The organism is Hominiventricola aquisgranensis, from assembly GCF_040096225.1.
In the GTDB taxonomy this organism is placed as follows: Bacteria; Bacillota; Clostridia; order Lachnospirales; family Lachnospiraceae; genus Hominiventricola; species Hominiventricola aquisgranensis.
Genome location: NZ_JBBMFC010000015.1, coordinates 17,902 through 43,834, shown reverse-complemented (window position 1 = coordinate 43,834; position 25,933 = coordinate 17,902). Strand labels below are relative to the sequence as shown.

Genomic DNA, 25,933 nt, shown 5'->3' with positions numbered 1-25,933 from the left:
GAGGTAATTTGATTTATGGCAACGACACAGAAGATCCGCAATGACATTGCGAAAACCAAAGAAAAGATCGCGGAGCAGCAGAAACGCCTTCGTGCGCTGGAAGCCCAGCTTGCGGAGGAAGAAAATCTGGAAATCGTCCGCATGGTAAAAGCCGTGAAGATGGACAACAAGGAGTTGACCGCTTTCCTGAAAGCCTATGCCAGCGGTATGATCTCCCTGCCGGAAGGTATGCTGCAGGAGGGCAACACCGAGAATGAGGAAACGGAGGGATACGAGGATGAAGCATAACTTTATGACAAAAATGGTATCGGCTCTTTTGGCGGTGGTGCTCAGCACTGCCGCTTTTTCTATCACCGCCTTTGCCAGCGGCGGCGAGGAAAGCACGGAGTCCGTGGCTGAACAGGAAACGGCTGGGGATGTCGCTGATCTGCTTTCCGCTCTGGCAGGCAGCCAGGTCACGGTATCCGTCACCGAGGACGGTATCCAGTTCAATTCCAGTGAAAATGACTCCGGGCAGACCGGTACTGTCACCACGGGCGGCGGCAATCTGAATGTCCGCACGGGTGCAGGAATGGATTATACCGCCTTCACCCAGCTTCCCAACGGAACGACCGTGAAGGTGATCGGCACGGACGGCGACTGGCTGAAGGTCATCCTGCCAGAGAAAATCGGCTATGTCTATTCCGGCTACATGACGGTAAGTGACGGCGAGGCTGGTTCCGGGGAAGGTTCTTTCTCTCTGGACGCGGAAACGCTGGAAAATCTGCTGGGGATGCTGGGCGGCGGTCTGAATGGCGGTGCCGCTTTGACGCCGGACGGGAACCTGTCGCTGATCGACGATATTGGCAGCCCAACCACCAGCGGCAAGCAGTTTATTACAGTAGAAACGAAAAACGGCAATGTGTTCTATCTCATTATCGACCGTGACGACGAGGGCGAGGAAACCGTGCATTTTCTGAACCAGGTGGATGAAGCCGATCTCATGGCACTCACGGAGGACGGAGAAAAGGCGGAAACGCCTATTGTCTGCACCTGTACGGAGAAGTGTCAGGCCGGAGCGGTCAATACCGCTTGCCCGGTCTGCGTAAAAAACCTTAGTGAATGTGTTGGCACAGAACAGAAAGCTACGGAGCCCACCGAGCCGGAGAATCCGAAGCCTGAAAAGAAAAGCAATACCGGGGCGATCCTGGCGGCGCTGCTGATCCTTGCAGCCGGAGGCGGCGCAGCGGTCTATTTACTGGTGCTGAAACCGAAGCAGGGCAAGAAAGTTCCCGCTGATCTGGATGATTTCGACCTGGAGGATGAAGAAGAATATCTGACTGAGGACGAGGAAACGGAGGAAAAGAATGAGTAAACTGATTATCGCAGAAAAACCGAGTGTGGCAAAATCTATCGCATCGGCCCTGGGTGTTTCATCCAGGGCCGATGGCTTTTATGAGGGCAGCGGCCTTCTTGTGTCCTGGTGTGTAGGGCACCTGGTATCCCCGATGGATGCGGGTGGCTATGATGAGCGTTTCAAGAAATGGCGCTATGATGATCTCCCCATTCTGCCGGAGCCGTTCCGCTATGTGTTGGCACCAGGCAAGGATGATGCTTTTGAAAATCTCCGTGCCCTGATGGACCGCCCCGATGTGGATACCATCGTCAATGCCTGTGACGCTGGGCGTGAAGGTGAGCTGATCTTCCGTCTGGTGTATGAAATGGCCGGATGCCGCAAGCCAATTCTTCGTCTCTGGATTTCTTCGATGGAGGACAGCGCTATCCGGGAGGGTTTTTCTGATCTGCGCCCCGGTGCCGATTATGAAGCCCTGTATCAGTCTGCCCTCTGCCGCCAGAAAGCGGATTGGCTGGTGGGGATCAACGCCACGCGCCTTTTCTCCGTTCTCTATCACCGCACCTTGAATGTGGGCCGTGTTCAGACGCCCACTCTGGCAATGCTGGCAGAGCGTGATGCGAAGATCACGCTGTTCCACAAGGAAAAATATCATCTGCTGCGCCTGACGCTGGATGGAGCCGAGGCGGTGTCGAAGAAGTTCACCGATCCAACAGAGGCGGAACAGGCAGCGGCGACGTGCAAGGGCGCAGCCATTACCTGTACTTCCGTCACGAAAGAGCAGAAGAAGGAACAGCCTCCGAAGCTTTATGACCTTACCACTTTGCAGCGGGAGGCAAACCGCCTGTTCGGATACACGGCAAAGCAGACCCTTGACTACGCCCAGAGCCTCTATGAAAAAAAGCTGCTGACCTATCCCCGCACGGACAGCCGGTATCTGACCTCCGACATGGCAGAAACAGCCTCCTGCGTGATCCATCTGGCGGCAAAGCTGCCGCCCTTTGATAGCTGCAGTAACTTCTTCCCGCTGGTAGAGTCCATGATCTCCGACAAGGATGTATCCGACCACCACGCCATTATCCCCACAATGGAGATTGAAAAAGCGGATATCAAGGCTCTGCCTCTGGGCGAGCGCAATTTGTTCCTCCTTGTCTGCTGCAAGCTGCTGTGCGCATCGGCGGAGCCGTATATGTATGAGGCGGTCACGGCTGTTTTCGACTGCGGCGGTCATTCCTTTACCGCAAAGGGCAAGCGTATTCTCTCCGAAGGCTGGCGGGAAATCGACCGCATTTTCCATGCCTTCTTGAAGGAAAAGCCTGCGGATGGGGACGGCGATACGCTCCCGGACTTCACCGAAGGGCAGACTTTTGACGGTGCGGAGGTTGCTGTTACCGAGCATTTCACACAGCCGCCGAAGCCTTATAGCGAAGATACCCTCCTGTCCGCTATGGAGAATGCGGGCAAGGACGATATCCCCGATGAGGCGGAGCGAAAAGGTCTTGGCACGCCTGCGACCAGGGCAGCTATCATCGAAAAGCTGGTGGCAGCCGGATTTGTGGAACGCAAGGGCAAGAGCCTGATCCCCACAAAAGCCGGTATCAACCTTGTCACGATTCTGCCGGAGCCACTGACCTCTCCCATGCTGACAGCGGAATGGGAACAGAAATTGACGGAGATCGCAAAAGGCAGCACTGACCCGGATGCCTTCATGGACGGTATCCGCACGATGGTCCAGGAGATCGTGTCAGTCTATTCCTGCATTTCCGAGGACGGCAAAAAGCTGTTTGCCCCAGAGAAGGAAGTGATCGGCACCTGCCCCCGCTGCGGCCAGCCGATCTATGAGGGCAAGAATAACTTTGCGTGTTCAGATCGGTCCTGCGGTTTCGTCCTCTGGAAAAATGACCGCTTCTGGATGAGCCGCAAGAAGGAGCTGACAAAGAAGATGGCAACGGACCTTCTGAAAAAGGGTCGCACCAATGTCAAGGGAATGTGGTCTGAAAAGAAACAGGCCACTTATGACGCTGCGGTGATCCTGGATGACACGGGCGGCAAGTACATCAATTTTAAGCTGGAATTTCCGAAAAAAAGATAAGGAGGGACACACATGCCATATTACGATCACGACAAGGATTATCCCTTTGCCGCCTTTATCACCAATCTTGGGAAGTACAATGAGGGCGAGCTTGTGGGCGAGTGGGTGAAGTTTCCCACCACCGCCGAGGAATTGAAAGAAGTGTTTAAGCGGATCGGGATCGGCCAGAAGGATGACTTCGGCCAGCCCTATGAGGAATGGTTCATCACGGACTATGACTGCTATGTGGACGGTCTTTACAGTAAGCTGGGTGAATATGAGAATCTGGACGAGCTGAATTATCTGGCGTCGAAGCTGGATGAAATGGACCAGAGCGACTATGCGAAGTTCCAGGCCGCTATGGAGATCGGCGACTATACCAGCAGCCTGCAGGAAATCATCAACCTCACCGAGAATCTGGATTGTTATGAGATTTACCCCAATATCGAGGATTATGACGATCTGGGGCGTTATTACCTCGAAGAACTGGAGGTTTCAAAAGTTCCCGCCCACCTGCAGAACTATATCGACTATGAAGCCTATGGCCGGGATGTGGCGTTGGAGGAAAACGGCACTTTCACCGATCAGGGCTATGTGTGGGATACCAGAGAAGCCTTCCATGAGTATTATGACGGCGAGCGCGGCAGTATCCCCGACGAGTACCGGGTGATGACTTTTCAGGACGATCTTCCCGAAGAAGAAAAATCTGAATGGGCTATGGATATCGCCTTTGACATGGATGAATTTTTCCGTCAGAACGATCCGCAGTATGCAGCGGAGCACCCGGAGGCACACGCCGCAAAAGAAGAACTTTACGAAAACCTGATGGCGGGACGCATTTCTGCGCTGGATGAAAAGCTGGCGGCGCTGGGGCAGACGCAGGAGGACTATCTTCCTTCGGAGATTGAAAAGTTCAAGGATGCCACGGGCTATGAGGAATTTCTTGATTTTGATCCGGCGGAGGTCAAGGCCGCTTTGGATGACCCGGAGAAGTCCCATGCGGATGAAATGCTGTCCGCTGCGGAGAAGGTTGCCTCGGAAAAGATGACTGTGCTTGTAGTGGAGCCTATGAAGGAACCCTATGTGAAGGAGATCGACCCCGATCTTCATTCCCTGCAGGCGGAGGTCGGCGGAGACATTGGCGCAACTTATCCCTATTCTGACCCGGTGGCGCTGGTTTGCAATGATGAAGGAAAGCTCATAGGGCTTGATCTGAACCGTGGGCTGCGGGATGAAAATGGAGAAATTTATGATATCGTAGCAGGGACTTTCCTGGTGGTTGGACTTGGTGAGGAAGATTTTGCGTCCCTGTCCCCGGAACTGATTCAGAAATACACGGAACAGTTCAAAACGCCGGAACGATTTATGCAGATCAATGGCAATATCGTTGTTCTCCCTGTCCCGGCAGAGAAGCAAGACCTCGCTTATCTGCCAGACCGTTTTGAAACTGGCGAACGTGTGCAGACACCGAGGGGCAGCTTTCAGGTGACGGCTATGAGCCGGGAGCAGATGGAGGCGGCCGGTTACGGTGTCCACCATATTTCCGATGATGGAAAGTATCTTATCATGGGAAATGGTACACGGGCCTTTGCCGTGGCAGCGGAGCAGCCGGAGAAGGACAATCCTCTCCGCACCGCTGAAATGACGCTGGAGGATGACTACGGCATGATCGACGGCGTTATCAACAACGGCAGACGCGGCGAAGAATTGGAAAAAGCCCAGGAGTATGCAGAGCGGACAACGCCAGAGAAGTCTTCCATCCGTGAGCGGTTGGAGGACGCCAAACGGGAATGTGCCGAGCATAAGCCCCAGGAGGTCAAAAAGCCCGGCCGTGATGTGCCGGAGCACGACTGCCTATGAGCCGAAGCAAGAAATGGAGGCTGGAATGGGCGTTCTTCCTGGGTGAGAACGGCAGGCGGCAGTATAACCATATCTGTAAAAAATGTGTTCACGGCTGCAAGCAGAGTTTCCGGGCGTGTCTGGTCGCTTGTCCGCATTACAATTCCAAACGGTCTAAAATATGTGAAGATAAGGGGGCGAAAAACGCAGAATAATTCCCTGTATTCGTATTTTCAAAGGGAGCCTTTATGATTTCTCATGTGTCGGTCTGCTTGCTGGCACATAGAGAAAATGGCTCGATTCCAAACACTTTCTGATACACAAAACGGGAGTACAGCTTTTCGGTTCATCCGATTGGCTGTACTCCCGCCTTTTTATTTGTTTTCGTCATTATCAGGTTTTTCCGTTTCCGCTACACTTTCTATCATGTCAACGACTACGGCATTAAGCTGTGCGGCGTTCTGCGATGTAATGACTAGTCGCCCGGTATCCTTTTCAATATCCTGTCGAACCTGACCGGCATAGCTGCCGCCACGACGGGCAATCTTCTGACTTTCAGAAAATCCTTCCGGCTGATGTGCTTTTGACAGTTCTGTGGTTGTTGCCTCTGCAAGCATATTCAGAACAATTTCCATCGTACTCATATTATCACGGAGGTTTTCTTTTTTCAGACCTTTCAGCTTCTTATATTGCCGAGTAGTCATGCCGGACCAGGCTTTCGTGATCTCATCTGTGAGAATAGCATACTCTTTGCCTTGCTGTACGCCGCGCTCCTGCCATTCCGCGGTAAGCTCATTACGGACACGGATAGAAAGAAGTCGCTGATGAATCCAGTCTGTATCATATCCCTTTTTCTGATAGGTCTCTAATGCACGGTCGATTGCCTGTTCCGGGTCAATCGTTTCTTCGATGCGTTCACGGCCGACCTGCGCAAGCCAGAGTTTGAATGGTTCAGCCTTAGGTGATGGGATGGACTGAATAATGCGTAAAATCTGTTCAGCCGTTGCCGCCAACACTTTACGCTTTTTGCCTGTTGCACCCATCATTGCTACCTGGGGACAATTTGTCCCCAGGTAGCTTGCAAGCTGTTCATCACGCTTACGCATTTTTTTGAGGTAGTCTGTTGGATTAGAGCTATCTGTCAAGACAGCAATAACATCCACAACAGAGAAATACCATTCTTCCTGTTCTTCGTCCCATGCGGTGCGTATTTTTCTATCTTCAAAAAGCTGGATGGAATTATTTTCGTCCATGCGCTTCAACCTCCTTAGAGTATGTATTTTAATTTTAACATGAAAGGGGTTCTATTTCTATAAAAGAAGCAAAATTCGCCGTAGTAGGCGTTGTGGGAATGTGCGTAAACTGCCAGAATTGCGAGGCTGTGGGAAAGCTGTTTGCAGGCCTGTGGGAAAAGGCTTGTCTTTTTCCATCAGGTTGTGAATGGTTTTTCCATCGGCACGAGCGGCAGTTTTCCATATTTCCATGACGCAAGAAAATCATCCAGCGATTAGCCGGTACATCGTCAGCGGCACATACCACACCGCCACAATCAGCCGCCAGGCCAGAACGAAACCGCCGATCACACCGCCGATAATGAAGTTCAATGCAAACAGGGCAACCCCTCCACCCAGGGAACCGCCGCCCGGCACGATCCAGAGGCACATCCGATGGAGTCCAAACGGCAACCCGCAGAGTATCCAGAGCCATACATAGTCAAGCTCTCCGTTCTTCACGCAGGCGGATTTGAAGATACAGTACAGAATCAGTGCCACGGTCACGGGCAATGCGCTTTTGAAGAAAAATGCTTTGATTGCTTCGCTTCTTGTCATCGGTAAAACCTCCTTCCGCAATTCCATTATACAGAATGCCGGGAGCTGCGCCCAGCGCCTTTCAAAGAAAATTATTCCAGTTCATGCCGCCGCTGTTGTTCCTGTTCCTTTGGAACGGTCAGCAGCGCATCCACATTCTGTTTGACAGTTTCGTATTCCTGTGCTTCGGTTCTTGCGGCTTTGTACTCTGCAAGGAGCCGTTCCTTTTCTGCAGCAAGATTGGTAAGCTCCGTTTTCATGCTTTCCGTTGTCGGCAGCGGCACAGCCCCCAGCCGTTTCAATTCTCTGGCGGCTGCTTCAAAAAGGATGATCTCGCTCTCATGCCCCCGCAGGAACTTTTCTTTATCATTCGATTTACGGTATCGGTCATAAAGTGGCCTTAGCTGACGGTAAGTGCCGGCGTGCTTCATCACAAGGGTAAGTTCGGCACTTCTGCTTTCTACCCGCTTGATTTCTGCATGAGCGGTATCCCTGCGTGCGGATACTGCGGTCAGTTTGCTTTCCAGTTCTCCATAACTGCTTATCCCGTGCTCGGTCAGGAAATTCATGGTCTTGGCGGCCTGTTTCAGATTGTTCAGCTTCGCCCAATGGGTGAAGCCTGCGCTCTGCTGCGCCTTGATATTGTTCTGGATATCAATGAGCAGGCTGATCTTTCCGCTTGGCTGTTTCGGCTGGCGGGAAGGTCTGGAGCGTCCGGCGATCCGGGCGGCAAGGGCTTCTTCGGTGTAGTCCACACCAAGGGTTTTCAGACGGGTGAATCGTTCCTGATCCGGCGCTCTGGCGGAGATATATTTGCCCCGCTTGATCTCATAGCCTTCTCTCTGCAGGCGACGAAGCAGTTCTTCTAAATCGGAACAGGCTGGCAGGAGCCGGTCAATGGCCGCTTTCAGCTTTGCCTTATAGCTGGTGCCGTTCTGCGTGGCCTGATGTTCAATATAGCTCTTGCCCTTGTCCTGTCCGGGGATGATGACGGACAGACCGTGTTCCTTGCAAAGCCGGTCGGAGGTGCGGCGGATATAGTGATAACTTCGCTTGTTGGAATGATAATGCTTGTGATCCGCAAAGCTGACCGCATTGAAAATCAGGTGGTTATGAACATGATCTTTGTCTATGTGGGTGGTAAGTACAAACTCATACTTGCCGCCCAGGATTTCTTTTGCGAGCTCCATGCCGATCTCATGGGCCTGTTCCGGCGTGACCTCCCCAGGCTGAAAGGCTTGGATCAGGTGGCGGCCCAGGTTCGTTCCCTTGTCGATGGCGTGGCGGCGAGTCCAGGCAAATTCAATATCCGCGGTTTCAGCGGCGCAGCCATAGGAGGATACAAGCAGCTTTCCGTCCGTCTTTTCCGGGTTGCAGATATAGTCAATGGCCGCTTTCAGCGTTGACTTGATAGGATGCGTCTTTGTAACTGCCATATCTCATCCAGCCTTTCCCGTATCTCGTCCATGTCGGCCTGATACGCAGGGCCTCCGGCGTTGGCACGCTTGGCAATCTGGTTGATGTTCCGACCGATGGCGGAAAGCTCTTTGGTAAATGCCTTGATATCTGCGGTGTCCGTATAGATGATATATCCATCAATCGCCATCTTGCGGAGGTAGGCACCATATCTGCGTGTGGGTAACTGGCTCATTTTTTCGTCTATGAGCCGTTTTTCATCCTCCGTGACATAGAATTTCATTTGGATATTCCGCTTTCGGTTTGCCATGCGTCGCCTCCGTTCTTTATAAGGGTTTGGGACTATCCCAACAAGCAATTTTGAATTTTCGGGTAAGGGGCCTGAAAATCTCAAAATTCGCAAGCGGGTACTCGCTTGCTGTGCTTGCTACCGTAACCCTACCCTCGTATTCTCTCCCTACTAATACTACAATTTGAAACGGAGATTTTGGCTGACTTACTGAAAAAATCTAAAGAAAGACGGTATTGTTGCCTTTAACAGGTGATAATACCGCCTCTACATTTATATGTTTTCCAAATTCTTTGACCGCCGGTATTCCAGAGGAGAAAGACCAAACTGCTTTTTGAACACGGCGGCAAATTTCCCTTGATTAGAGTAGCCGACCTGTTCGGATATTTCGGCAATCGGACGCTTTGTGTCCGAAAGAAGTCTTGCGGCTTCGTTCATACGGATTTCCCGCAGCCAAGTGGATATATTCTGTCCATATACGCCTCGAAAATAGTTTTTCAGGCTGGTTTCACTGACCGAAAAGCGTTCTGCAATCTGCCGTACAGGAATGTGCTGGCGAAGATCATCGGAAAGGATTTGCGCTGCCCTTTTTGCAATTTCAACCTGCGTTTCCGTGTAGAAGCCGCAGGTTTTCGGAGGCCGGATTTCCATGTTGAGAAGCCGGTGGAGAAGTTCAAGCGTATAGATTTGCAAATGGAAGATAGAAGGCCTTTCAGAAAGCCGCCAGAGGTTTTGAAATATATTTTCCAGTTCACTATCCGCTTCGTTGATATATGTCTTATGATTGCCACAATAATTTTCTTCCAGCGTAGGGAGGTCAAGTGAAAAAGATTTCAAAAGTTCACCGCAGGACTGTAAAAGAAGTGGCAGGTCAAAGTATATTTTTATGCCCTGATATTGCCGTGTGGGAAAGATATATTCTTTCTGTGCGGTCTGTTCACTGACACAAAAATCATTTTCCTTCAGGTAAATGTAGGAGCCGTCATCCAGAAGCAATTCACTTCTGCCCGAAACGCAATAGTTAATCAGCAAAGGCTTTAGATCTGAATTTTCATCCGACTCCGGCCATACGGGAGCGTTTACAAAAATAAAAGCCAAAGTCAGCCCCGGAAAGAGCGTATGGAATGTCATGCGTCCCTTGCCATCTGCCCGATCCAAAAGCAATGTGCTGCTATTTGGACTGTTTTTCAAGGTCACACCAGAAACAGCATCGCTGTTTTCTAAAATGTTGTATATCATGTTACGCAACTGCTTCGCCCCTTTCATCACGCAAAATCGCTGATAGTATTATACCTGCGAGAAAACTCCTGGTCAATGGATATTCTGGTAGAGCGAAAAAGCTCCTTGCTATACGGGCTTAAAATACCGATATGTGCATAGAAGCACAGCTGAATTTATGCTATCATTAGGGTCGGTTAGCAAGAACTAATCAAGACGAAAGTAATCATGTTAGGAGGTTTCGCAATGAACAACAAATTGCAAGGAAAGGATCTCATCAATATCGGTATTTTCACGGCGATTTATTTTATCGTCATTTTCGCTGCGGCGTCCATCGGTTTTATCCCGATTTTCATTCCGCTTATCAGCGTGATCGTGCCGCTTGTGGGCGGTATTCCGATGATGTTGTTCTTCTCCAAAATCAAAAAATTCGGTATGCTTACCATCTGCGGGGTGCTGCTCGGTATCATTATGTTGCTGACCGGCATGGGCTGGTGGTGCATCCCTACCGGGCTGATTTTCGGGCTGATTTCCGATTTTATGATGAAAGCCTGTGACTACAAGAACGCCAAGCGTGAAGTGCTGATCCACGGCGTTTTTTCCATGTGGGTCATCGGGGCGTTTATTCCCATCGTTGTAACGCGTGATGCTTACTACCAGAACCTGCTCCCCGGCTACGGTCAGGAATATGCCGACACGCTCATGACTTATATGCCAGACTGGATTTTGCCGATACTGCTTATTGCTGCTTTCGTCAGTGGTCTTGTCGGCGGCCTGATCGGACGGAAGATTTTCAAAAAGCACTTTGAGCGGGCGGGAATTGTGTAATGAGCCGCGAACTTCTTGCAAGTCAAAAAAACAATAGCGGAATTTTATTAGACCCCCGGACAAAACTGGCGGTACTGATTACCATAGCTGTCTTTATTTTAGGCGGTTCGTATGAAGGTGTCATGCAGTATTACATCATCGTGTTGGCGGCGATCCCGCTGTTACTTTTGTCAGCAGCCAGAAAATGGAAAGGTGCTTTTCTCTATATCCTGATTTTCGGAGGCAGCCTGTGTCTGGAAATGTTCGGCCTGTCCCGACTGACCGGCGTGGCAAACTACATCGCGGTGGCCGTCGTTGGTATTCTTCTGCGGTTCACCCCCAGCGTGGTCATGGGATATTTCGTGGTAACGACAACCACGGTCAGCGAATTTGTTGCGGCGATGGAACGGCTCCACCTGCCGCAGCAGATCACCATTCCTATGTCTGTGATGTTTCGCTTCTTTCCCACGGTTGCGGAAGAATGGAGCGCTATTGGGGACGCCATGCGGATGCGTGGCGTCCGCTTTGGTGGTGGAAAAGTCGGTGCGATTTTAGAGTATCGGATTGTCCCCATGATGATCTGCTCCGTCAAAATCGGAGAGGAACTGTCCCAGGCAGCCCTTACGCGGGGATTGGGAGGCCCGGTAAAACGGACGAATATCTGTAAGCTGGGTTTTCATGTGCAGGATGTTATTTTCCTGCTGATCTGTCTGGGAGCATTTGCAGCGCAAATCTATGTGCTTGCCGCAAGGGGGTGAAGAAAATGATTGAATGTCAAGATGTGTCCTTTTCTTATCCTGCCAGCACCCTTCCCGACAGTGAGAGGCAGGCCGGTGGCGCTTTAAAACATATTTCCTGCACTATTGAGGACGGTTCTTTTGTTCTGCTCTGCGGGACTTCAGGCTGTGGGAAAACAACCATGACCCGGTTGTTTAACGGCTTGATCCCCCATTATCATGAGGGGACTTATACCGGCTCCGTCTATCTGGATGGAAAGGATACCCGTGACCTGTCACTGTTTGATATTTCTCTGAAAGTCGGTTCTGTATTTCAAAATCCGCGTTCTCAGTTTTTCAATGTGGACACGACCAGCGAACTGGCTTTCGGCCCAGAGAATCACGGCATAGCGGAAGATCTTGTGCGTGACCGTGTAAAACGTGTAGCTGCACAGCTAAAGTTGGAGCCGCTGCTTGATAGAAGTATTTTTTCTTTGTCCGGCGGCGAAAAGCAAAAAATCGCCTGCGGATCGGCAGCGGCGATTGACCCGGATATTTATGTGCTTGATGAGCCATCATCCAACCTTGACGCATACGCTATCGCTGATTTCCGGCAGCTTCTCTTTACTTTGAAATCGCAGGGAAAGACCATCATCATCTCTGAACACCGGCTGTATTATCTGTCCGGTCTCTTTGACCGTGTCCTGTACCTGAAAGATGGAGAAATTGACGGTGATTATACAGCAGAGGAATTTTGCGGCCTGTCGGCAAAACAGCGCGACGATATGGGATTGCGCCCTCTTGATCTTGCGGGGCTTTCAGAAGTTGAAGGCACGCCGCAGAGAATGAATGGGGCGGTTTGGACGATAAAGAATGTGTCCTTCGCCTATAAGCATGAGCCGGAAACCTTGCATATAACGGAAACCTCTTTCCCATCCGGCAGCGCCACGGCCATCATCGGACATAATGGTGCGGGAAAATCCACCTTTGCCCGGTGCCTCTGTGGGTTGGAAAAGCACTTCAAAGGAACGGTGCAGGATCAGAGCAAGAACTATTCCAGAAAAGAACGATTGAAACTCTGTTATATGGTCATGCAGGATGTAAACCACCAGCTCTTTACCGAAAGTGTTCTGGATGAAATTCTGCTCAGTATGAGAACTGAGGATAAGCAGAGGGCAAGAGAAATCTTGCAGGAGATGGACCTGCTGCCTTATGAGGACTGCCACCCGATGGGACTGTCCGGCGGCCAAAAGCAGCGCGTGGCGGTTGCCTCTGCGATTGCTTCGGAGCGCCCTCTGATTTTATTCGATGAACCGACCAGCGGTCTTGACCTGTTTCACATGAGGCAGGTTGCCAATGTTGTTAATCAGGTGGCGAATACTGGAAGAACTGCGCTTGTGGTAACGCATGACCCGGAATTTATTCTACGCTGCTGCAATTATGTCCTTCACTTAGAAAACGGGCAAATTCAGGAAAGTTATTCCATAGAGGACAGCGATGGCCGAAAACGCCTGCTAAAGTTTTTTCTGAGTGATATGAAGAAGGAGGTGTCCACAGAATGAAGGAGGAAAAGAAAGACTCACCCATAGGAACTTTATGGGGATGGGGCAAACCCTATCACGGGAAATTCATCGGCAGTATTATCCTTGCAGTATTAGGCGTGGCCTGCCAGATGGTGCCCTATTTCTGCGTGGCGCATATTGTCACAATGATGTTGTCTGGGGAACAGAATTTTTCCCGCTATGTGACCGCTGGTATTATTGCACTGTGCGGCTACTTTGGGAAGGTGCTATTTTCCTGTCTTTCTACAACGATTTCCCACACAGCGACCTATTACACGCTGCGTGATCTGCGGGAGAATATCACCGCAAAGCTGGCTCGCGTCCCGATGGGGACGATTTTAGATACTCCGTCCGGCCAGTATAAAACGACGATTGTTGACCGGGTTGAAGGCATGGAATCGACCTTCGCACACCTGCTCCCGGAAATGACCGCAAATGTGCTGGTGCCTTTGGTGATTGTCGTATATCTGTTCGTTATGGACTGGCGCATGGCGCTCCTGTCCCTTGTTACGCTGGTGGTGGGCCTTGCTGTCATGTCCGCCGGTATGAAGAATTATCCCGTCAAATGGGAGGGCGCGGTTAAAGCGGGAAAGCAGATGGCAAACGCCATTGTAGAATACATCGGCGGGATTGAGGTGGTAAAGGCGTTCAGCCAATCCGCCGGTTCCTACAAAAAATATTCTGACGCGGTGAATTATAACGCCAACTACTATGTGGACTGGATGCGGGAAAACCAGAAAACCATGAGCGCCTACAACGCCATCCTGCCCTCAGTGCTGATTTGCGTGCTGCCCTGCGGTTTTGCATTCTGGCTCTCCGGCAGTCTGGAGCTTTCCACCTTCCTGTCCATTGTGATTTTCTCGCTGGGGCTGATTGGGCCGATTATTGCGGCCTTTACCTTTACGGACGATTTGGCTGTACTGGGGACAAATGTGGAAGAAATCAGCCAGCTTCTGAACGCCGAAGAACTGAACCATAAAGAAACACCGATCAAGCTGGAAAATACCGGCATTTCTCTTAGGTCTGTGTCGTTTTCCTATGACGGGACAACAGAGGTTTTGCATGATGTGAATCTCGCCATCCACCCCGGAACCATGACCGCTCTTGTAGGGCCGTCCGGCTCCGGCAAGTCTACGGTGGCGAAGCTGATTGCCGGGTATTGGGATGTTACATCCGGCAGCATTACCCTCGGCGGCCATGAGCTGAAGGATATGCCGCTGTCTGAAATTGCAGACCAGATTTCCTATGTATCTCAGGACAACTACCTGTTTAACCGCAGTATCCGGGAGAATATCCGCATGGGAAGACCCAGTGCCACGGACGCAGAGGTGGAGCAGGCAGCCAAACAAAGCGGCTGCGACGCCTTTATCCGCAAGCTGGATAATGGCTATGATACGGTTGTCGGCAGCGCCGGTTCCCATCTTTCCGGCGGTGAACGCCAGCGGATTGCCATCGCCCGCGCCATGCTGAAAAATGCGCCGGTTGTCATTTTGGACGAGGCAACTGCCTATATCGACCCAGAGAATGAGGCGCTGGTGCAGAAAGCCATTTCCACTTTGACTGTCGGCAAGACCCTGATTGTGATCGCACACCGGCTGTCTACCATTGTTGGCGCAGATAACATCGTTGTGGTGAAGGATGGAAACATCCACGCACAGGGTACGCATGAGAAGCTGCTGGAAACCTGCCCCCTCTACCGGGATATGTGGCAGGCGCACATCGGCGCGAAAGACCAGATGTAAGGGGGTGTTGTCAGATGTATGGAACATTGAAAAAAATCTTTGCTTTTGCAGGCAGCAAAAAGGGGCTTCTAAAAAAATCCCTGTTATTCTCATTCCTGTCCGGGCTGTTTTCAGCCATGCAGTTTGCCGCCCTCTTTGTAGTGATCGGCGCGCTGGTATCTGACAACCGGGACGGAAAGTTTATCTGGCTTTCGCTGGGGATTATGGCCGTTTCCCTCATTGGGCGTATTATTACGACCTATTTCTCCACGATGGAGCAAACGGAAACCGGCTATTGCATGGTGGCGGAAAAGCGTATCCACATCGGAGATCGGCTGCGCTACATCCCGATGGGCTACTTCAACAAGAATAGTATCGGGAACATTACCGCCATTGTCACAACAACTTTGGGCGATGTAGAGAACTCAGCAGCCCGTGTCCTGGTGTCAGTGCTGGGCGGTTTTTTCAACTCGGTTGCCCTTGTCATCGTCCTGTTGGTATTTGACTGGCGGATCGGTCTCGTGGCCGTTGCTGGTGTCCTGATTTACCTTGCGGCGGCGGAACTGGCGCTTCGCAAATCTGCCGCGCTCAGCGGGGTACGCCAGCACACACAGGAGTCCCTTGTAGAGTCCGTGTTGGAGTACATTCAGGGCATGGGGATTGTTAAAGCATTTGGGCTGGAACGGGACAGCACGCAGTCTATTGGCAGTGCAATTAAGGCGAGCTGCCGGGACAACCTGAAACTGACAAAGGCCAGTGTTCCCTATGACGCCATCAAACAGGCCGTTGTCCGGGTGTTCATCGTCCTGCTGCTTTTGGCCTCGGTTTGGTCCTGGCTGGACGGCTCCCTGCCGCTGGCCTATGGCCTGATTTTGGTAATTGCTTCTTTCATGGTGTTCAACGATTTGGAGAACGCCGGGAATATGGCCTCTTTGCTGCAAATGTTGGCGGCCTCGATGGATACGGCAAACTCCATTGATGACACGCCGGTAATGGATGAAAAAGGCGTTGACATTACGCCGGAGTCCAGTGAGATCGTGTTTGACAAGGTGGATTTTTCTTACGCAGACCGCAAAATACTGGATCAAGTCAGCTTTACCATCCCGGAAAAGACAACAACGGCGATAGTCGGCCCCTCTGGCGCTGGCAAAACAACTATGTGCAATCTGATTGCCCGCTTTTGGGATGTGAATGCCGGGAAGATTACCATAGGCGGTACGGATGTACGAGATTTCAAGCTGGACAGCCTGATGAAGAATATCTCGATGGTGTTCCAGAGCGTATACCTCTTTGCAGATACGATTGAGAACAATATCAAGTTTGGCTGCCCGGACGCCACCCATGAACAAGTGGTTGAAGCGGCGAAAAAGGCTTGCTGCCATAACTTTATTTCTGCCCTGCCGGATGGCTATGACACCGTGATTGGCGAGGGAGGCGGTACTTTGTCCGGCGGCGAGAAACAGCGGATTTCCATCGCCCGCGCCATGCTGAAGGACGCACCTATCATCATTTTGGACGAGGCAACAAGCAGCGTTGACCCGGAGAATGAGGATGAATTGCAGCGGGCTATCGAGGCATTGACCCATGACAAGACCATCATCATGATTGCCCACCGTCTGAAAACCGTCCGCAACGCCGATCAGATCCTTGTACTGGACAACGCTCATATCGTCCAGCGCGGCACTCATGCGGAGCTGATCCAGCAAAAGGGCCTGTATGCCGATTTTGTATCGGCCAGACAGGAGGCCATCGGCTGGAAGCTGGCTCAGTAAAGGAGGTTCAGATGAAACTTCATGCGTCCGGGGAGAACTACCTGGAAACCATCCTTGTTCTCCAAAAGAAACGCGGTATGGTGCGCTCCGTAGATGTGGCCCGGCACATGGAGGTGTCAAAGCCCAGCGTGTGCCATGCAGTGGCTACCTTGCGGGACGGCGGCTTCCTGACAATGGACAGCGACTATTTCCTGCACCTGACCGACGTGGGCCGGGAAGTGGCGGAGCAAATCTACGAAAAGCACCGCTTCTTTACCGACCGGCTGATCGAGGCTGGCGTAGACCCTGTAGCGGCGGAAAAGGACGCCTGCCGGATGGAGCATGTCATCAGCCAGGAGTCCTTCGAGCATCTGAAAAATGCTTACAAAACAAAAGAAGAATAAACTGCCCGCATAGCAAACGGGTGAAACAGTAACGCGGCCGGGCACATCGAACCCGACCGCGTTACTCGTCTTTCTGGAAGGCTTCCGCCTGTTTGCAGAGCGCGATAAATTTTTCGATCTCTGCTTCGCTTTTCCCGGCAAAGAAGTCCACGACTGTTTTCGAGACTGTCTGATTTACCATTTCTGGGAAGATAGCGGCGTCCACGCTGATATTCAGTTCTTTGGCGACAAGGACCACCGTTTCAAATTTCGGATTACTCTGGCAGGTCTCCAAATCTATGATCGTGCGGGGGTTCATACCGAGGCGTTCAGCTAACTGCTTCTGCGTCAGATGCTGGCGCTTCCGTTCTGACCGCACCTTCCATGCAAATAGATCCAGCGGATTGTTCACTACACATCATCTCTACATCATTGTAGGGTGTGCTTCCACTCATATAAATAACCATACAGCTCACGCAAAGTGAGTTATAACTCATATTTCAGAGTAAAGGGGGATATGGATGAGAGCGCCAACACAAAGGAGGTCAAAATAAGGCGGGGTTTACCGTTTGTACGGCGGACGCCCATGCCACTACGAAAAATATTCCAATAACGCAGCAGCGAGCCATGCTCATGAAAGTGAGTTGTGGCTCGCTTTTTATATACTGTGGCTCATATCTCACAAAACCCGTTTCTTTGAGCGCCTGGGCGTGGGCTGCCGCTCCCCGCCCCGTTTCGTTCCGGCCTGTCAACCCGAACGAAACGAAAGGAGCCAATTATGAGCGGCAAAAAATTTTTTCAGATAGATCCCGAAAACCAGCCAAACCAGACCACTCGTGAACGAGTAGTGAGCGAAAGGGGAAGAAAAGAACTGCCTCCCGGCACGAAGGGAGGTGAGAACTTGAAACCTGACCGCCACTACGAGCACAAGCAGTACGCCTTTGACAGCTACTGCAAGAAGGTGCTGAAATGCGAGGCGTGCAACGGCTATCGCCAGATCAGCCGGCACCAGAAGCGTTTCACATCTTTGGAAGAACTGTCCGAGGCAGAAATGGCCCAGCTTGCGGTATATGACCGCTACCCGTGGGAATACACGACCTTCCCTGTGGGAGGGGTCGTGATTCTGATCGAGGACGACGGGCTGGCCGAGGCGCTTCTGGGGCTGTCCCAGGAGGACCGGGAAATCTTTATGATGCACTGGTTCCTGCGGATGACCGACGCACAGATCGCCAGGTACATAAACATGCCCCGCCGGACGGTCAATACCCGCAGGCATAAAGCCTATCGGCTGCTGACAGAGCTGATGGGAGGTGAAGCGGATGACTAAATCTGCGTGCACGCGGGCATCGCTGATCCCTTACCCGGTGATCGCCGCCGCTGTCGGAGGCGACCCCGAAGCGGTGAACCGGGTAGTCCGGCATTACTCCGGCTACATTGCCGCGCTGTCTACACGGACGAGCTATGGCCCTGACGGCTATCCCCGTCCCCAGGTGGACGAAGATCTGCGCGGTCGGCTGGAAGCAAAGCTGATTATTTCCATTCTGGATTTTGACCTGAGCTGATCCAGGGCCGGGTGCTGCGTGTTCCCCTTTCCACGCGGCGTACCGTTATAGCACCTTGACAAAGAAAGCCCGTTGGGAGGCCAACGCCGCAGTATAAGGCAAATGGATACATTCCTGTTTGTGCCGAGCCATACGGCCGGTGCGCCATGACCTCGTTTCAAGTCCGCAGGACGGGACCACTGTAACGGGCGAGCGAACAGCACCAGACCGCAAAGCAAGCGTGGCTGCTTGCGGGCGACGACGCACGGGCAGGGTCAAAGATACTCGCGCATTGAACGCCCACAAAGCATTGTGCGCCGCACCCATCAGCATGGGCCGGGGTTAGACTCCCGTGGAGCTGTGCCAGCAGCCGTCCGTAAGCCTACTTTTCTTTTTTGAAAGTTTATGGATAGATCGTAAACTTTTCAATTAGCAGCAGACAAACACGGAGCAGCACGGTAAAATGATGGTGGAAGTTATATTACCCACACATATTCGTGCTGTTCCTTTTCATAACTGAAAGGGGGTTCTCATGTCTCAAACATGGAACGGCACGAAGAAAGAAACCCCTGAAAGAAGGACGTATACGGTTGACGATATTGCTCAAATTCTGGGCATCGGAAGAACTTCCGCATATATCCTTGTAAAAGAAGGGCACTTCAAAATCGTGCGAATTGGTAACGCCATACGCATTTCCAAGCGGTCATTTGACGAGTGGCTTGACTCTCTCGACCTGTGATCCAAGAAAGGAAGAACGATATGGCATCTATAATCAAGCGAAAGAAAAACTATTCCGTTGTTTACAACTATGTGGACGAAAACGGAGAAACCAAACAGAAGTGGGAAACCTGGCATACCCACAAAGAGGCCTTAAAGCGCAAGGCGGAAATCGAAAATCAGCAGCACACGGGAACTTTTCTACCGCCAAGCAATCAGACGATTACCGAGTTCCTTTATGACTTCGTATCTCTTTACGGAGAAAAGAAATGGGGCGTGTCTATGTATGACAGCCAAACGGCGCTGATTGCGAACTATATCAATCCGATCATCGGTGATATGGAGGTACAGGCGGTTACTCCCCGTGCGGTTGACGGTTATATCCAAACCTTACAGAAAACCAAGTCGGTGTCTACCAAGACCCGAAAGGCCGTTACCACCTATGTCAGCGACAAGACCATTGAAAAAATCATCAAGCTCCTGCGGTGTGCGTTTAAGCAGGCGGTACGATGGGAAATCATTGCAAGAAATCCCTTTGACAATGTGATCCTCCCGAAAACGGAGTATGCGAAACGGGATATCTGGACAGCGGATATGATCCGTCTTGCCCTGGACAAATGCACGGACAGCAAGCTCTATGTAGCAATGAACCTTTCCTTTGCCTGCTCTCTGCGTATGGGTGAAATCCTGGGGTTGACCTGGGAGAACGTCCATATTTCCGATGAAGATATTGCGGCGGATAATGCCTATGTCTACATCGACAAGGAGCTGACACGGGCTTCCAAACGGGCGATTGAAACGCTGGGTGAGAAGGATATCTATTACATCTTCACTCCGCTCATGCCGAACACCAGCACAAGAATTGTTCTGAAAAAGCCGAAAACCGATTCCAGTATCCGTAAGGTGTGGCTGCCAAAAACACTGGCTTACATTCTGCGGGAATGGAAGAAGTCCCAGGACGAGCTGAAAGGCTTCCTTGGAGACGAGTATCAGGACTTCGATCTGGTGGTGGCACTTCCCAATGGACGGCCCTGTGAGGATCGGATCATCCTCAAAGAATTTGCAAAGCTCCGTGAGGACGCAGGACTGCCGAAGGTGGTCTTTCATTCTCTCCGTCATTCCAGCACCACCTACAAGCTGAAACTGAACCACGGCGATCTGAAAGCCACCCAGGGCGATACAGGCCATGCCGAGATTGACATGATAACCGGTATCTATGCTCACATTCTGGACGAGGATAGAAAGGTCAATGCTCAAAAATTTGAGACAGCCTTCTATGCCAAGCCTGATCTCCGCAATGTCCGTCCGCCGGAGGAACCGGCAAAATCGGAGCCTGCGACCCTGGACCTTGAAAGCCTTGTGGAGCAGCTTCAGAAGTCGCCGGAGCTTGCAAGTGCGCTCGCAGCCCTGATAGCGGCGCAAGCCCCGGCAAAGTGATCCGAAAATCGAATTAGCAAAACGTAGAATTTTCTTAGCAAATTTCTGAAAAGCGTTCGAGTCTAATTAGCAAATATACATCATGCGGCGTATAAAAATCTCTCGGTAACAGAAGCAAAATTACCGGGAGAAGGAGGAACAAAAAAACGCTGCAAACCCTGAAAAAAGGCTTGCAGCGGTGCTTTCTGGCGTCCCAGAGAGGATTTGAACCTCCGACCCCACGCTTAGGAGGCGTGTGCTCTATCCAACTGAGCTACTGAGACATTTATAAGTTTTATGCAATTTTCAAGGCTCGAAGGAATCGAACAATCTGCCGCTTAGGAGGCGTGTGCTCTATCCAGCTGAGCTATATGGACGTGTCTGATATATGATTATCAGCCCGACCAAAGTCGAACTGCAATCCCTTATTTAGTTTTTTTGAGGTGACCGTTGTAACGCAACCTTAGGAGGACCCCGTTATATCCATTTAACTAAGGAGACAAATGCCGTATTTCCAGGCTTTTTTGCCCTTCTGGCTCCGGCTGCCATCATTTATAGATGGCCTTTTTCATACGGAAAAACATGGCTTCCATCGGAAGCCATGTTTAATCTTACCATTTTTCTTCAAAATGCACAAGTCCCTGAAGCCAAATTATTCCGCGGAAGCGCCGACCCACAGCCGGTTCTCCCACCAGATCCTGCTGATTGATGCAGACATCCAGAATAATTCCATTTGCTTCGATGGTCATAACATAGATCTTTTCCTTTGTCTGGTTATTTTCTCGAAGTTCTACATTCAAGATATCACCCATGACATTGTACTGATCACATTCTACTCCACAAGGCATAAAATGACTCATGACAATTGACAAAATGTCTTCATTTTCAATTCGTTTGGAAATCATGGTATACGTATCCATGTCTTCCAGTGTCAGATTTTCAATGGCATCTTCATCACCATCTCTGGCTGCCTGAAGCATTTTTTTGCGTTCCTGGCTTGCCTTGATCTCTGACATAACAGGCATTTTCTGGTAGACGGGAAATAATATTTTTCCTTCCACAGACAAACCTGATAAGGCAACTCTGGCCACGTTCTTTTCAGAACGGCCGTATCGCTTCTTATTAAAATACTCTGTCACATTCTGCAGATAGAAGATCAGCGACGCTCCCAGATTGATATCATCACAAAGTCCTGAATAAGACTCTTTTTCTGCATGTCTCTCGATCTCCAGGTCTTCATAGAGCCGTTCAACATTCCCTGTAAAATAAGGAATGCAGTAGTCCATCCAGTATTTATCATTATCATCATAGGTACCGCGGACCAGCAGCCCCATGTGTTCTGCAAATTCCTTGCGGCGTTCGGAATAATCTTCTCCCTCTGCATTGACTGCAGTCTCTTCTGTCTGATAACACTCACAGGCGAAGCGGGCTAAAGCCTCCACTTCCTCCCGCTTCTGAATGTTGCTGAAACCAACTGCTCTTAAATACCGATGCAAATGGATACCTCCTATTTGATCTCGGTCATTCCACCCATGTACGGACGCAGTACTTCCGGAATACGGATACTGCCGTCTGCCTGAAGGTTATTCTCCAAAAATGCGATCAGCATACGAGGCGGAGCAACCACTGTATTATTTAATGTATGAGCAAAATATTTGCCATCTTTACCGTCTACACGAATCTTCAGTCTTCTGGCCTGAGCATCTCCCAGATTAGAGCAGCTGCCAACCTCGAAGTATTTCTTCTGACGCGGAGACCATGCTTCTACGTCGAAGGATTTTACCTTCAAGTCTGCCAGATCGCCGGAGCAGCACTCCAGAGTACGAACCGGGATATCCATGGAACGGAACAGATCTACGGTGTTCTGCCACAGTTTATCGAACCACATCTTGCTTTCTTCCGGTTTACATACAACGATCATTTCCTGTTTTTCGAACTGATGGATACGGTATACACCACGCTCTTCAATACCATGAGCACCTTTCTCCTTACGGAAACACGGAGAATAGCTGGTCAGGGTATACGGAAGCTCCTCTTCCGGAATAATCTGGTCAATGAATTTACCGATCATGGAATGCTCACTGGTTCCGATCAGATACAGATCCTCGCCCTCGATCTTATACATCATGGCATCCATCTCAGCAAAACTCATAACGCCGGTAACAACGTTACTTCTGATCATGAATGGCGGTACACAGTAGGTAAATCCACGATTGATCATGAAATCTCTTGCATAAGAGATAACTGCAGAGTGAAGTCTTGCAATATCACCCATCAGATAGTAGAAACCATTTCCAGCCACTCTACGTGCGCTGTCAAGATCGATTCCATTAAAACGCTCCATGATCTCTGTGTGATACGGGATCTCGAAATCTGGAACAACCGGCTCACCGTATTTGGTCACTTCTACATTTTCCGTATCATTTTTACCAATCGGAACACTCGGATCAATGATATTCGGAATTACCATCATGATCTTGGTTACTTTCTCATCCAGCTCTTTTTCTTTTACAGAAAGCTCTTCCAGACGGACAGCGTCTTCAGCTACTTTTTTCTTAACGTTCTCTGCCTCATCTTTTTTACCCTGTGCCATCAGCGCACCGATCTGTTTAGAAATTTTATTTTTCTCAGCGCGAAGTGCATCTGCTTCCTGTTGAGTTGCTCTTCTCTGTGCATCCAGTTCAATTACTTCGTCTACCAACGGTAATTTATCATCCTGGAATTTATTCTTGATATTCTGCTTTACAACGTCCGGGTTCTCACGGACAAATTTAAGATCTAACATGTCATCCTCCTGTGTTTTGCTGATACTTCCTATTATAATAGTATAGAGTTTTTGATTTTTCAAGGGAAAGTGTTGAAAAATCAGGCTTATTTATCAGAAACTATGTCTCCGTTGCTCTCAATTGCCATCTTCAGAGCTTCCTGTTCTTCTTCAGACAGCGTGATATAGGACTCACCCTTGATAATTTCTTTTACATAAGAATAACATCCTTCTCTGCTGTACATGGAATTTACCATAAATCCATTGCTATTTTTATCCAGAAGCGCCAGTGCATAACTGAGCTTTCCACTCATCTCACGGAACGCATCGTATTTCACCAGACCTGTTTTCTGATAAACGATCTGAAGATTTTCAAAAATCTCACTGATCTGTTTCTCCTTTTTCTCATCAGATGCTTCTAAAGCCTCCAGTCGGTCAAACTGTTTGAGCATGGTATCCTCCATGGATTCCATGTCTTTGCCTCTCATAAATCGATCATATGCCCGGTAAAATTTTTTCATTCTACATAAGGTTCTTATATATAAAATAAATAAAATAAGGATCAATACCAGAAGACCAATCATAATGTAAGCCGGATCAATACCGTAAGATGATAAATATGATAAAATTGGACTGTTCATCGTTTGTTTTTTCCTCTTTTCTTTTTATTTCATCAAGATATCCATCAGGCGCTCCAGATCCTCCATGGAATAGTACTCGATTTCAATCTTTCCCTTCTTCTGATCTTTACGATTAATGGATACTTTGGTTCCTAAAGCCAGTTTCATTCGTTCCTCCAGATCATGAAAAACTGCCTGCTGCTGAGGATCTTCCTGTTTTTTCTCCGGTGTTTTTCTGTCCTGATTTTTCACAAGTTTCTCAACATCACGAACACTCATTTTCTCATTGTAGACGCGAACTGCAGTCTGAAACTGTACTTCTGGATCTTCAATAGCAAGCAATGCTCTGGCATGTCCAGTAGTCAGCATACCATCAATGACCATCTGCTGTACTCGTTCATCCAGTTTCAAGAGTCGCATGGAGTTCGTTACTGCAGTACGGCTTTTTGCCACTCGTTCTGCCACTTCTTCCTGCTTCAAACCAAATTCTTCCAGAAGTTTCTTATATGCAGCAGCCTCCTCAATAGGATTCAGATTCTCACGCTGGATATTTTCGATCAAAGAGATTTCCATAATCTCCTGTTCACTCATATCACGGATCACAACCGGTACTTCTTTTAAACCAGCCAGCTTTGCAGCTCTCCAACGACGCTCTCCTGCAATAATTTCATAATAATCTTTTCTCTTCTGAACGATCAGTGGCTGCAGAACACCAAACTGACGTATGGACTCTGCCAGTTCCTGTAATGCTTCCTCGTCAAACTTCTGTCGTGGCTGATTACGATTTGGTTCCACCTCATTGATCTTTAATTTGATCTCTGTTGGCTTCTCTACTACCTTTTCAACTACTTTTTCTACAACTTTTACTTTTTTCTCTTTTTCTGCCACTTTACCGGTATCTGGGATGAGACTGTCAAGTCCTTTTCCAAGTCCGCCTCTCTTTACTGCCATTCTTCTTCTCCTTTATGAAGTACTTCCTGTGCTAATTCCCGATAAGCTTCTGCACCTGCAGATTTAGAATCATAGAGATTGATCGGCAGACCATGGCTTGGAGCCTCAGCAAGGCGTACATTTCTTGGGATGATCGTTTTATAGATATTTTGGTGCAAATATCCCTTTACGTTTTCTACCACCTGTAATGACAGATTAGTTCTGGCATCATACATGGTAAATACTACACCTTCTATATTCAGATCCGGATTCAGGCGGTCCTGTACCAGTTCAATAGTATGAATCAACTGACTCAGGCCTTCCAAAGCATAATATTCACACTGAATTGGCACCAATACCGTATCCGATGCGGTTAAGGCGTTGACCGTCAGCATATTTAAAGAAGGCGGACAATCAATGATTATAAAATCATAGTTATCTTTGATTTTGCTGATAGCCTTTTTCAGGATATATTCCTTTTCATCGATACCGATCAGTTCAATCTCCGCCCCTGCCAGGTTCACATCAGATGAAATCAAGGACTGATTTTCAATTTCAGTTTCTATAATACACTCTTCGATGGTATTTTCACCTAACAGAAGGGCATATACATTATTTTCTACTGCATGTTTATCGACTCCCAATCCACTAGTGGTATTTCCTTGAGGATCTATGTCTATGGTCAGCACTTTCTGCCCAATTTCTGATAAACAAGCGGAAAGATTGATAGCTGTGGTTGTCTTTCCCACTCCGCCTTTCTGATTGGCGATTGATATGACTCTTCCCATGTTATTCTCCTTTGTGGCCGTTCATTTTCTACGATGTCTTTCTAAGTATAACACATACATGTTTCACGTGAAACATATTTTTTGTAAATATTCAGAACCATGCACATGTTTTATAAATATGCGATTTTGAGAATGTGGTTCTGAATATTCAGAACCACACACATGTTTCACGTGAAACATGGAAAAAGGTTGCCCCAAAGTCAAAAGTGGGGTAAAATATATGATACCAGGGGCAAAAGTTAA

26 protein-coding genes and 1 tRNA gene are annotated in these 25,933 nt (G+C 49.5%); 15 read left to right on the top strand and 12 right to left on the bottom strand.

All coding sequences use genetic code 11. The annotated features are described in order from the left end of the window. Positions 1–15: 15 nt before the first annotated feature. From WMO62_RS09560 to WMO62_RS09540, 5 genes are read left to right on the top strand one after another with little or no spacing between them, the layout of a single operon-like run. Positions 16–288, top strand: a complete 273-nt coding sequence (locus WMO62_RS09560) for a DUF4315 family protein (protein WP_005541834.1) — start codon at positions 16–18, stop codon at positions 286–288. After that, on the top strand, positions 278–1,354 hold the full coding sequence (locus WMO62_RS09555; RefSeq protein WP_349144525.1) for a CD1107 family mobile element protein: 1,077 nt from the start codon (positions 278–280) through the stop codon (positions 1,352–1,354). Before WMO62_RS09560 ends, WMO62_RS09555 begins: the two co-directional genes overlap by 11 nt. Then, entirely contained in the window at positions 1,347–3,425 is a 2,079-nt protein-coding gene (locus WMO62_RS09550; protein ID WP_349144524.1) for a type IA DNA topoisomerase, read from the top strand. The genes WMO62_RS09555 and WMO62_RS09550 overlap by 8 nt, the downstream gene beginning before the upstream one ends. 12 nt (positions 3,426–3,437) lie before the next feature. Further along, complete coding sequence (locus tag WMO62_RS09545) at positions 3,438–5,264, top strand: antirestriction protein ArdA (protein ID WP_349144523.1); 1,827 nt, start codon at positions 3,438–3,440, stop codon at positions 5,262–5,264. Beyond that, positions 5,261–5,458, top strand: a complete 198-nt coding sequence (locus WMO62_RS09540; protein ID WP_117761386.1) for a hypothetical protein — start codon at positions 5,261–5,263, stop codon at positions 5,456–5,458. The genes WMO62_RS09545 and WMO62_RS09540 overlap by 4 nt, the downstream gene beginning before the upstream one ends. A 159-nt stretch (positions 5,459–5,617) precedes the next feature. On the opposite strand, the gene WMO62_RS09535 is transcribed toward WMO62_RS09540, so the two are convergent. From WMO62_RS09535 to WMO62_RS09515, 5 genes are all read right to left on the bottom strand, one after another. Beyond that, entirely contained in the window at positions 5,618–6,496 is an 879-nt protein-coding gene (locus tag WMO62_RS09535) for a BRO-N domain-containing protein (RefSeq protein WP_349144522.1), read from the bottom strand. A 243-nt stretch (positions 6,497–6,739) separates the two neighbouring features. Continuing rightward, positions 6,740–7,072, bottom strand: a complete 333-nt coding sequence (locus tag WMO62_RS09530) for a DUF6050 family protein (RefSeq protein WP_349144521.1) — start codon at positions 7,070–7,072, stop codon at positions 6,740–6,742. A gap of 71 nt (positions 7,073–7,143) precedes the next feature. Then, on the bottom strand, positions 7,144–8,487 hold the full coding sequence (locus WMO62_RS09525) for a relaxase/mobilization nuclease domain-containing protein (RefSeq protein ID WP_349144520.1): 1,344 nt from the start codon (positions 8,485–8,487) through the stop codon (positions 7,144–7,146). After that, positions 8,448–8,777: a MobC family plasmid mobilization relaxosome protein gene (locus WMO62_RS09520; protein WP_304258694.1), complete on the bottom strand. Its 330-nt coding sequence runs from the start codon at positions 8,775–8,777 to the stop codon at positions 8,448–8,450. The genes WMO62_RS09525 and WMO62_RS09520 overlap by 40 nt, the downstream gene beginning before the upstream one ends. Positions 8,778–9,029: 252 nt before the next feature. Next, positions 9,030–9,995 (bottom strand): helix-turn-helix domain-containing protein, encoded by a 966-nt coding sequence (locus WMO62_RS09515; RefSeq protein WP_217793164.1) that lies wholly within the window; start codon positions 9,993–9,995, stop codon positions 9,030–9,032. Positions 9,996–10,220: 225 nt separating this feature from the next. On the opposite strand from WMO62_RS09515, the gene WMO62_RS09510 reads away from it, so the two are divergent. From WMO62_RS09510 to WMO62_RS09485, 6 genes are read left to right on the top strand one after another with little or no spacing between them, the layout of a single operon-like run. After that, complete coding sequence (locus WMO62_RS09510) at positions 10,221–10,802, top strand: MptD family putative ECF transporter S component (protein ID WP_217793020.1); 582 nt, start codon at positions 10,221–10,223, stop codon at positions 10,800–10,802. Then, positions 10,802–11,539, top strand: coding sequence for an energy-coupling factor transporter transmembrane component T (locus WMO62_RS09505; RefSeq protein ID WP_349144519.1), 738 nt, complete (start codon positions 10,802–10,804; stop codon positions 11,537–11,539). The genes WMO62_RS09510 and WMO62_RS09505 overlap by 1 nt, the downstream gene beginning before the upstream one ends. A gap of 5 nt (positions 11,540–11,544) precedes the next feature. Then, positions 11,545–13,059 carry an ABC transporter ATP-binding protein gene (locus WMO62_RS09500; protein WP_349144518.1) on the top strand — a complete coding sequence of 505 codons (1,515 nt, stop codon included), beginning with the start codon at positions 11,545–11,547 and terminating at the stop codon, positions 13,057–13,059. After that, positions 13,056–14,801, top strand: coding sequence for an ABC transporter ATP-binding protein (locus WMO62_RS09495; RefSeq protein ID WP_212818649.1), 1,746 nt, complete (start codon positions 13,056–13,058; stop codon positions 14,799–14,801). The genes WMO62_RS09500 and WMO62_RS09495 overlap by 4 nt, the downstream gene beginning before the upstream one ends. Before the next feature lie 14 nt (positions 14,802–14,815). Next, positions 14,816–16,552: an ABC transporter ATP-binding protein gene (locus WMO62_RS09490; RefSeq protein ID WP_349144517.1), complete on the top strand. Its 1,737-nt coding sequence runs from the start codon at positions 14,816–14,818 to the stop codon at positions 16,550–16,552. 11 nt (positions 16,553–16,563) lie between these two features. Further along, positions 16,564–16,935, top strand: a complete 372-nt coding sequence (locus WMO62_RS09485) for a metal-dependent transcriptional regulator (protein ID WP_349144516.1) — start codon at positions 16,564–16,566, stop codon at positions 16,933–16,935. A 61-nt stretch (positions 16,936–16,996) separates the two neighbouring features. Here the strand turns inward: WMO62_RS09485 and WMO62_RS09480 are convergent, their stop codons facing one another. Beyond that, the gene (locus WMO62_RS09480) at positions 16,997–17,326 is read right to left on the bottom strand and encodes a helix-turn-helix domain-containing protein (RefSeq protein WP_021661500.1); all 330 of its coding nucleotides are present in this window, start codon (positions 17,324–17,326) and stop codon (positions 16,997–16,999) included. A gap of 366 nt (positions 17,327–17,692) precedes the next feature. Between WMO62_RS09480 and WMO62_RS09475 the strand changes: the two genes are divergently transcribed. The 4 genes from WMO62_RS09475 to WMO62_RS09460 all read left to right on the top strand — a co-directional run bounded on the left by WMO62_RS09475 (position 17,693) and on the right by WMO62_RS09460 (position 20,609). Beyond that, the gene (locus WMO62_RS09475; RefSeq protein WP_217793008.1) at positions 17,693–18,241 is read left to right on the top strand and encodes a sigma-70 family RNA polymerase sigma factor; all 549 of its coding nucleotides are present in this window, start codon (positions 17,693–17,695) and stop codon (positions 18,239–18,241) included. Beyond that, positions 18,234–18,476 carry a helix-turn-helix domain-containing protein gene (locus WMO62_RS09470; RefSeq protein ID WP_008817058.1) on the top strand — a complete coding sequence of 81 codons (243 nt, stop codon included), beginning with the start codon at positions 18,234–18,236 and terminating at the stop codon, positions 18,474–18,476. The genes WMO62_RS09475 and WMO62_RS09470 overlap by 8 nt, the downstream gene beginning before the upstream one ends. Before the next feature lie 511 nt (positions 18,477–18,987). Continuing rightward, the gene (locus WMO62_RS09465; RefSeq protein WP_005541444.1) at positions 18,988–19,194 is read left to right on the top strand and encodes a helix-turn-helix domain-containing protein; all 207 of its coding nucleotides are present in this window, start codon (positions 18,988–18,990) and stop codon (positions 19,192–19,194) included. A 20-nt stretch (positions 19,195–19,214) separates the two neighbouring features. After that, positions 19,215–20,609, top strand: coding sequence for a site-specific integrase (locus WMO62_RS09460; protein ID WP_329735483.1), 1,395 nt, complete (start codon positions 19,215–19,217; stop codon positions 20,607–20,609). Between the two features lie 186 nt (positions 20,610–20,795). Here the strand turns inward: WMO62_RS09460 and WMO62_RS09455 are convergent. From WMO62_RS09455 to WMO62_RS09430, 6 genes are all read right to left on the bottom strand, one after another. After that, positions 20,796–20,872, bottom strand: a tRNA-Arg gene (locus WMO62_RS09455). 327 nt (positions 20,873–21,199) lie between these two features. Then, positions 21,200–22,084 (bottom strand): DUF3881 family protein, encoded by an 885-nt coding sequence (locus WMO62_RS09450; RefSeq protein WP_349144515.1) that lies wholly within the window; start codon positions 22,082–22,084, stop codon positions 21,200–21,202. Positions 22,085–22,095: 11 nt separating this feature from the next. After that, a complete protein-coding gene (gene serS, locus WMO62_RS09445; RefSeq protein ID WP_349144514.1) occupies positions 22,096–23,373 on the bottom strand; it encodes a serine--tRNA ligase in 1,278 nt (425 codons plus the stop codon). Between the two features lie 86 nt (positions 23,374–23,459). After that, on the bottom strand, positions 23,460–23,993 hold the full coding sequence (locus WMO62_RS09440; RefSeq protein WP_349144513.1) for a DUF4446 family protein: 534 nt from the start codon (positions 23,991–23,993) through the stop codon (positions 23,460–23,462). Between the two features lie 24 nt (positions 23,994–24,017). Further along, positions 24,018–24,923, bottom strand: a complete 906-nt coding sequence (locus WMO62_RS09435) for a ParB/RepB/Spo0J family partition protein (protein ID WP_349144512.1) — start codon at positions 24,921–24,923, stop codon at positions 24,018–24,020. Next, complete coding sequence (locus WMO62_RS09430) at positions 24,914–25,690, bottom strand: ParA family protein (protein WP_117500039.1); 777 nt, start codon at positions 25,688–25,690, stop codon at positions 24,914–24,916. Before WMO62_RS09430 ends, WMO62_RS09435 begins: the two co-directional genes overlap by 10 nt. Positions 25,691–25,933 lie beyond the last annotated feature (243 nt).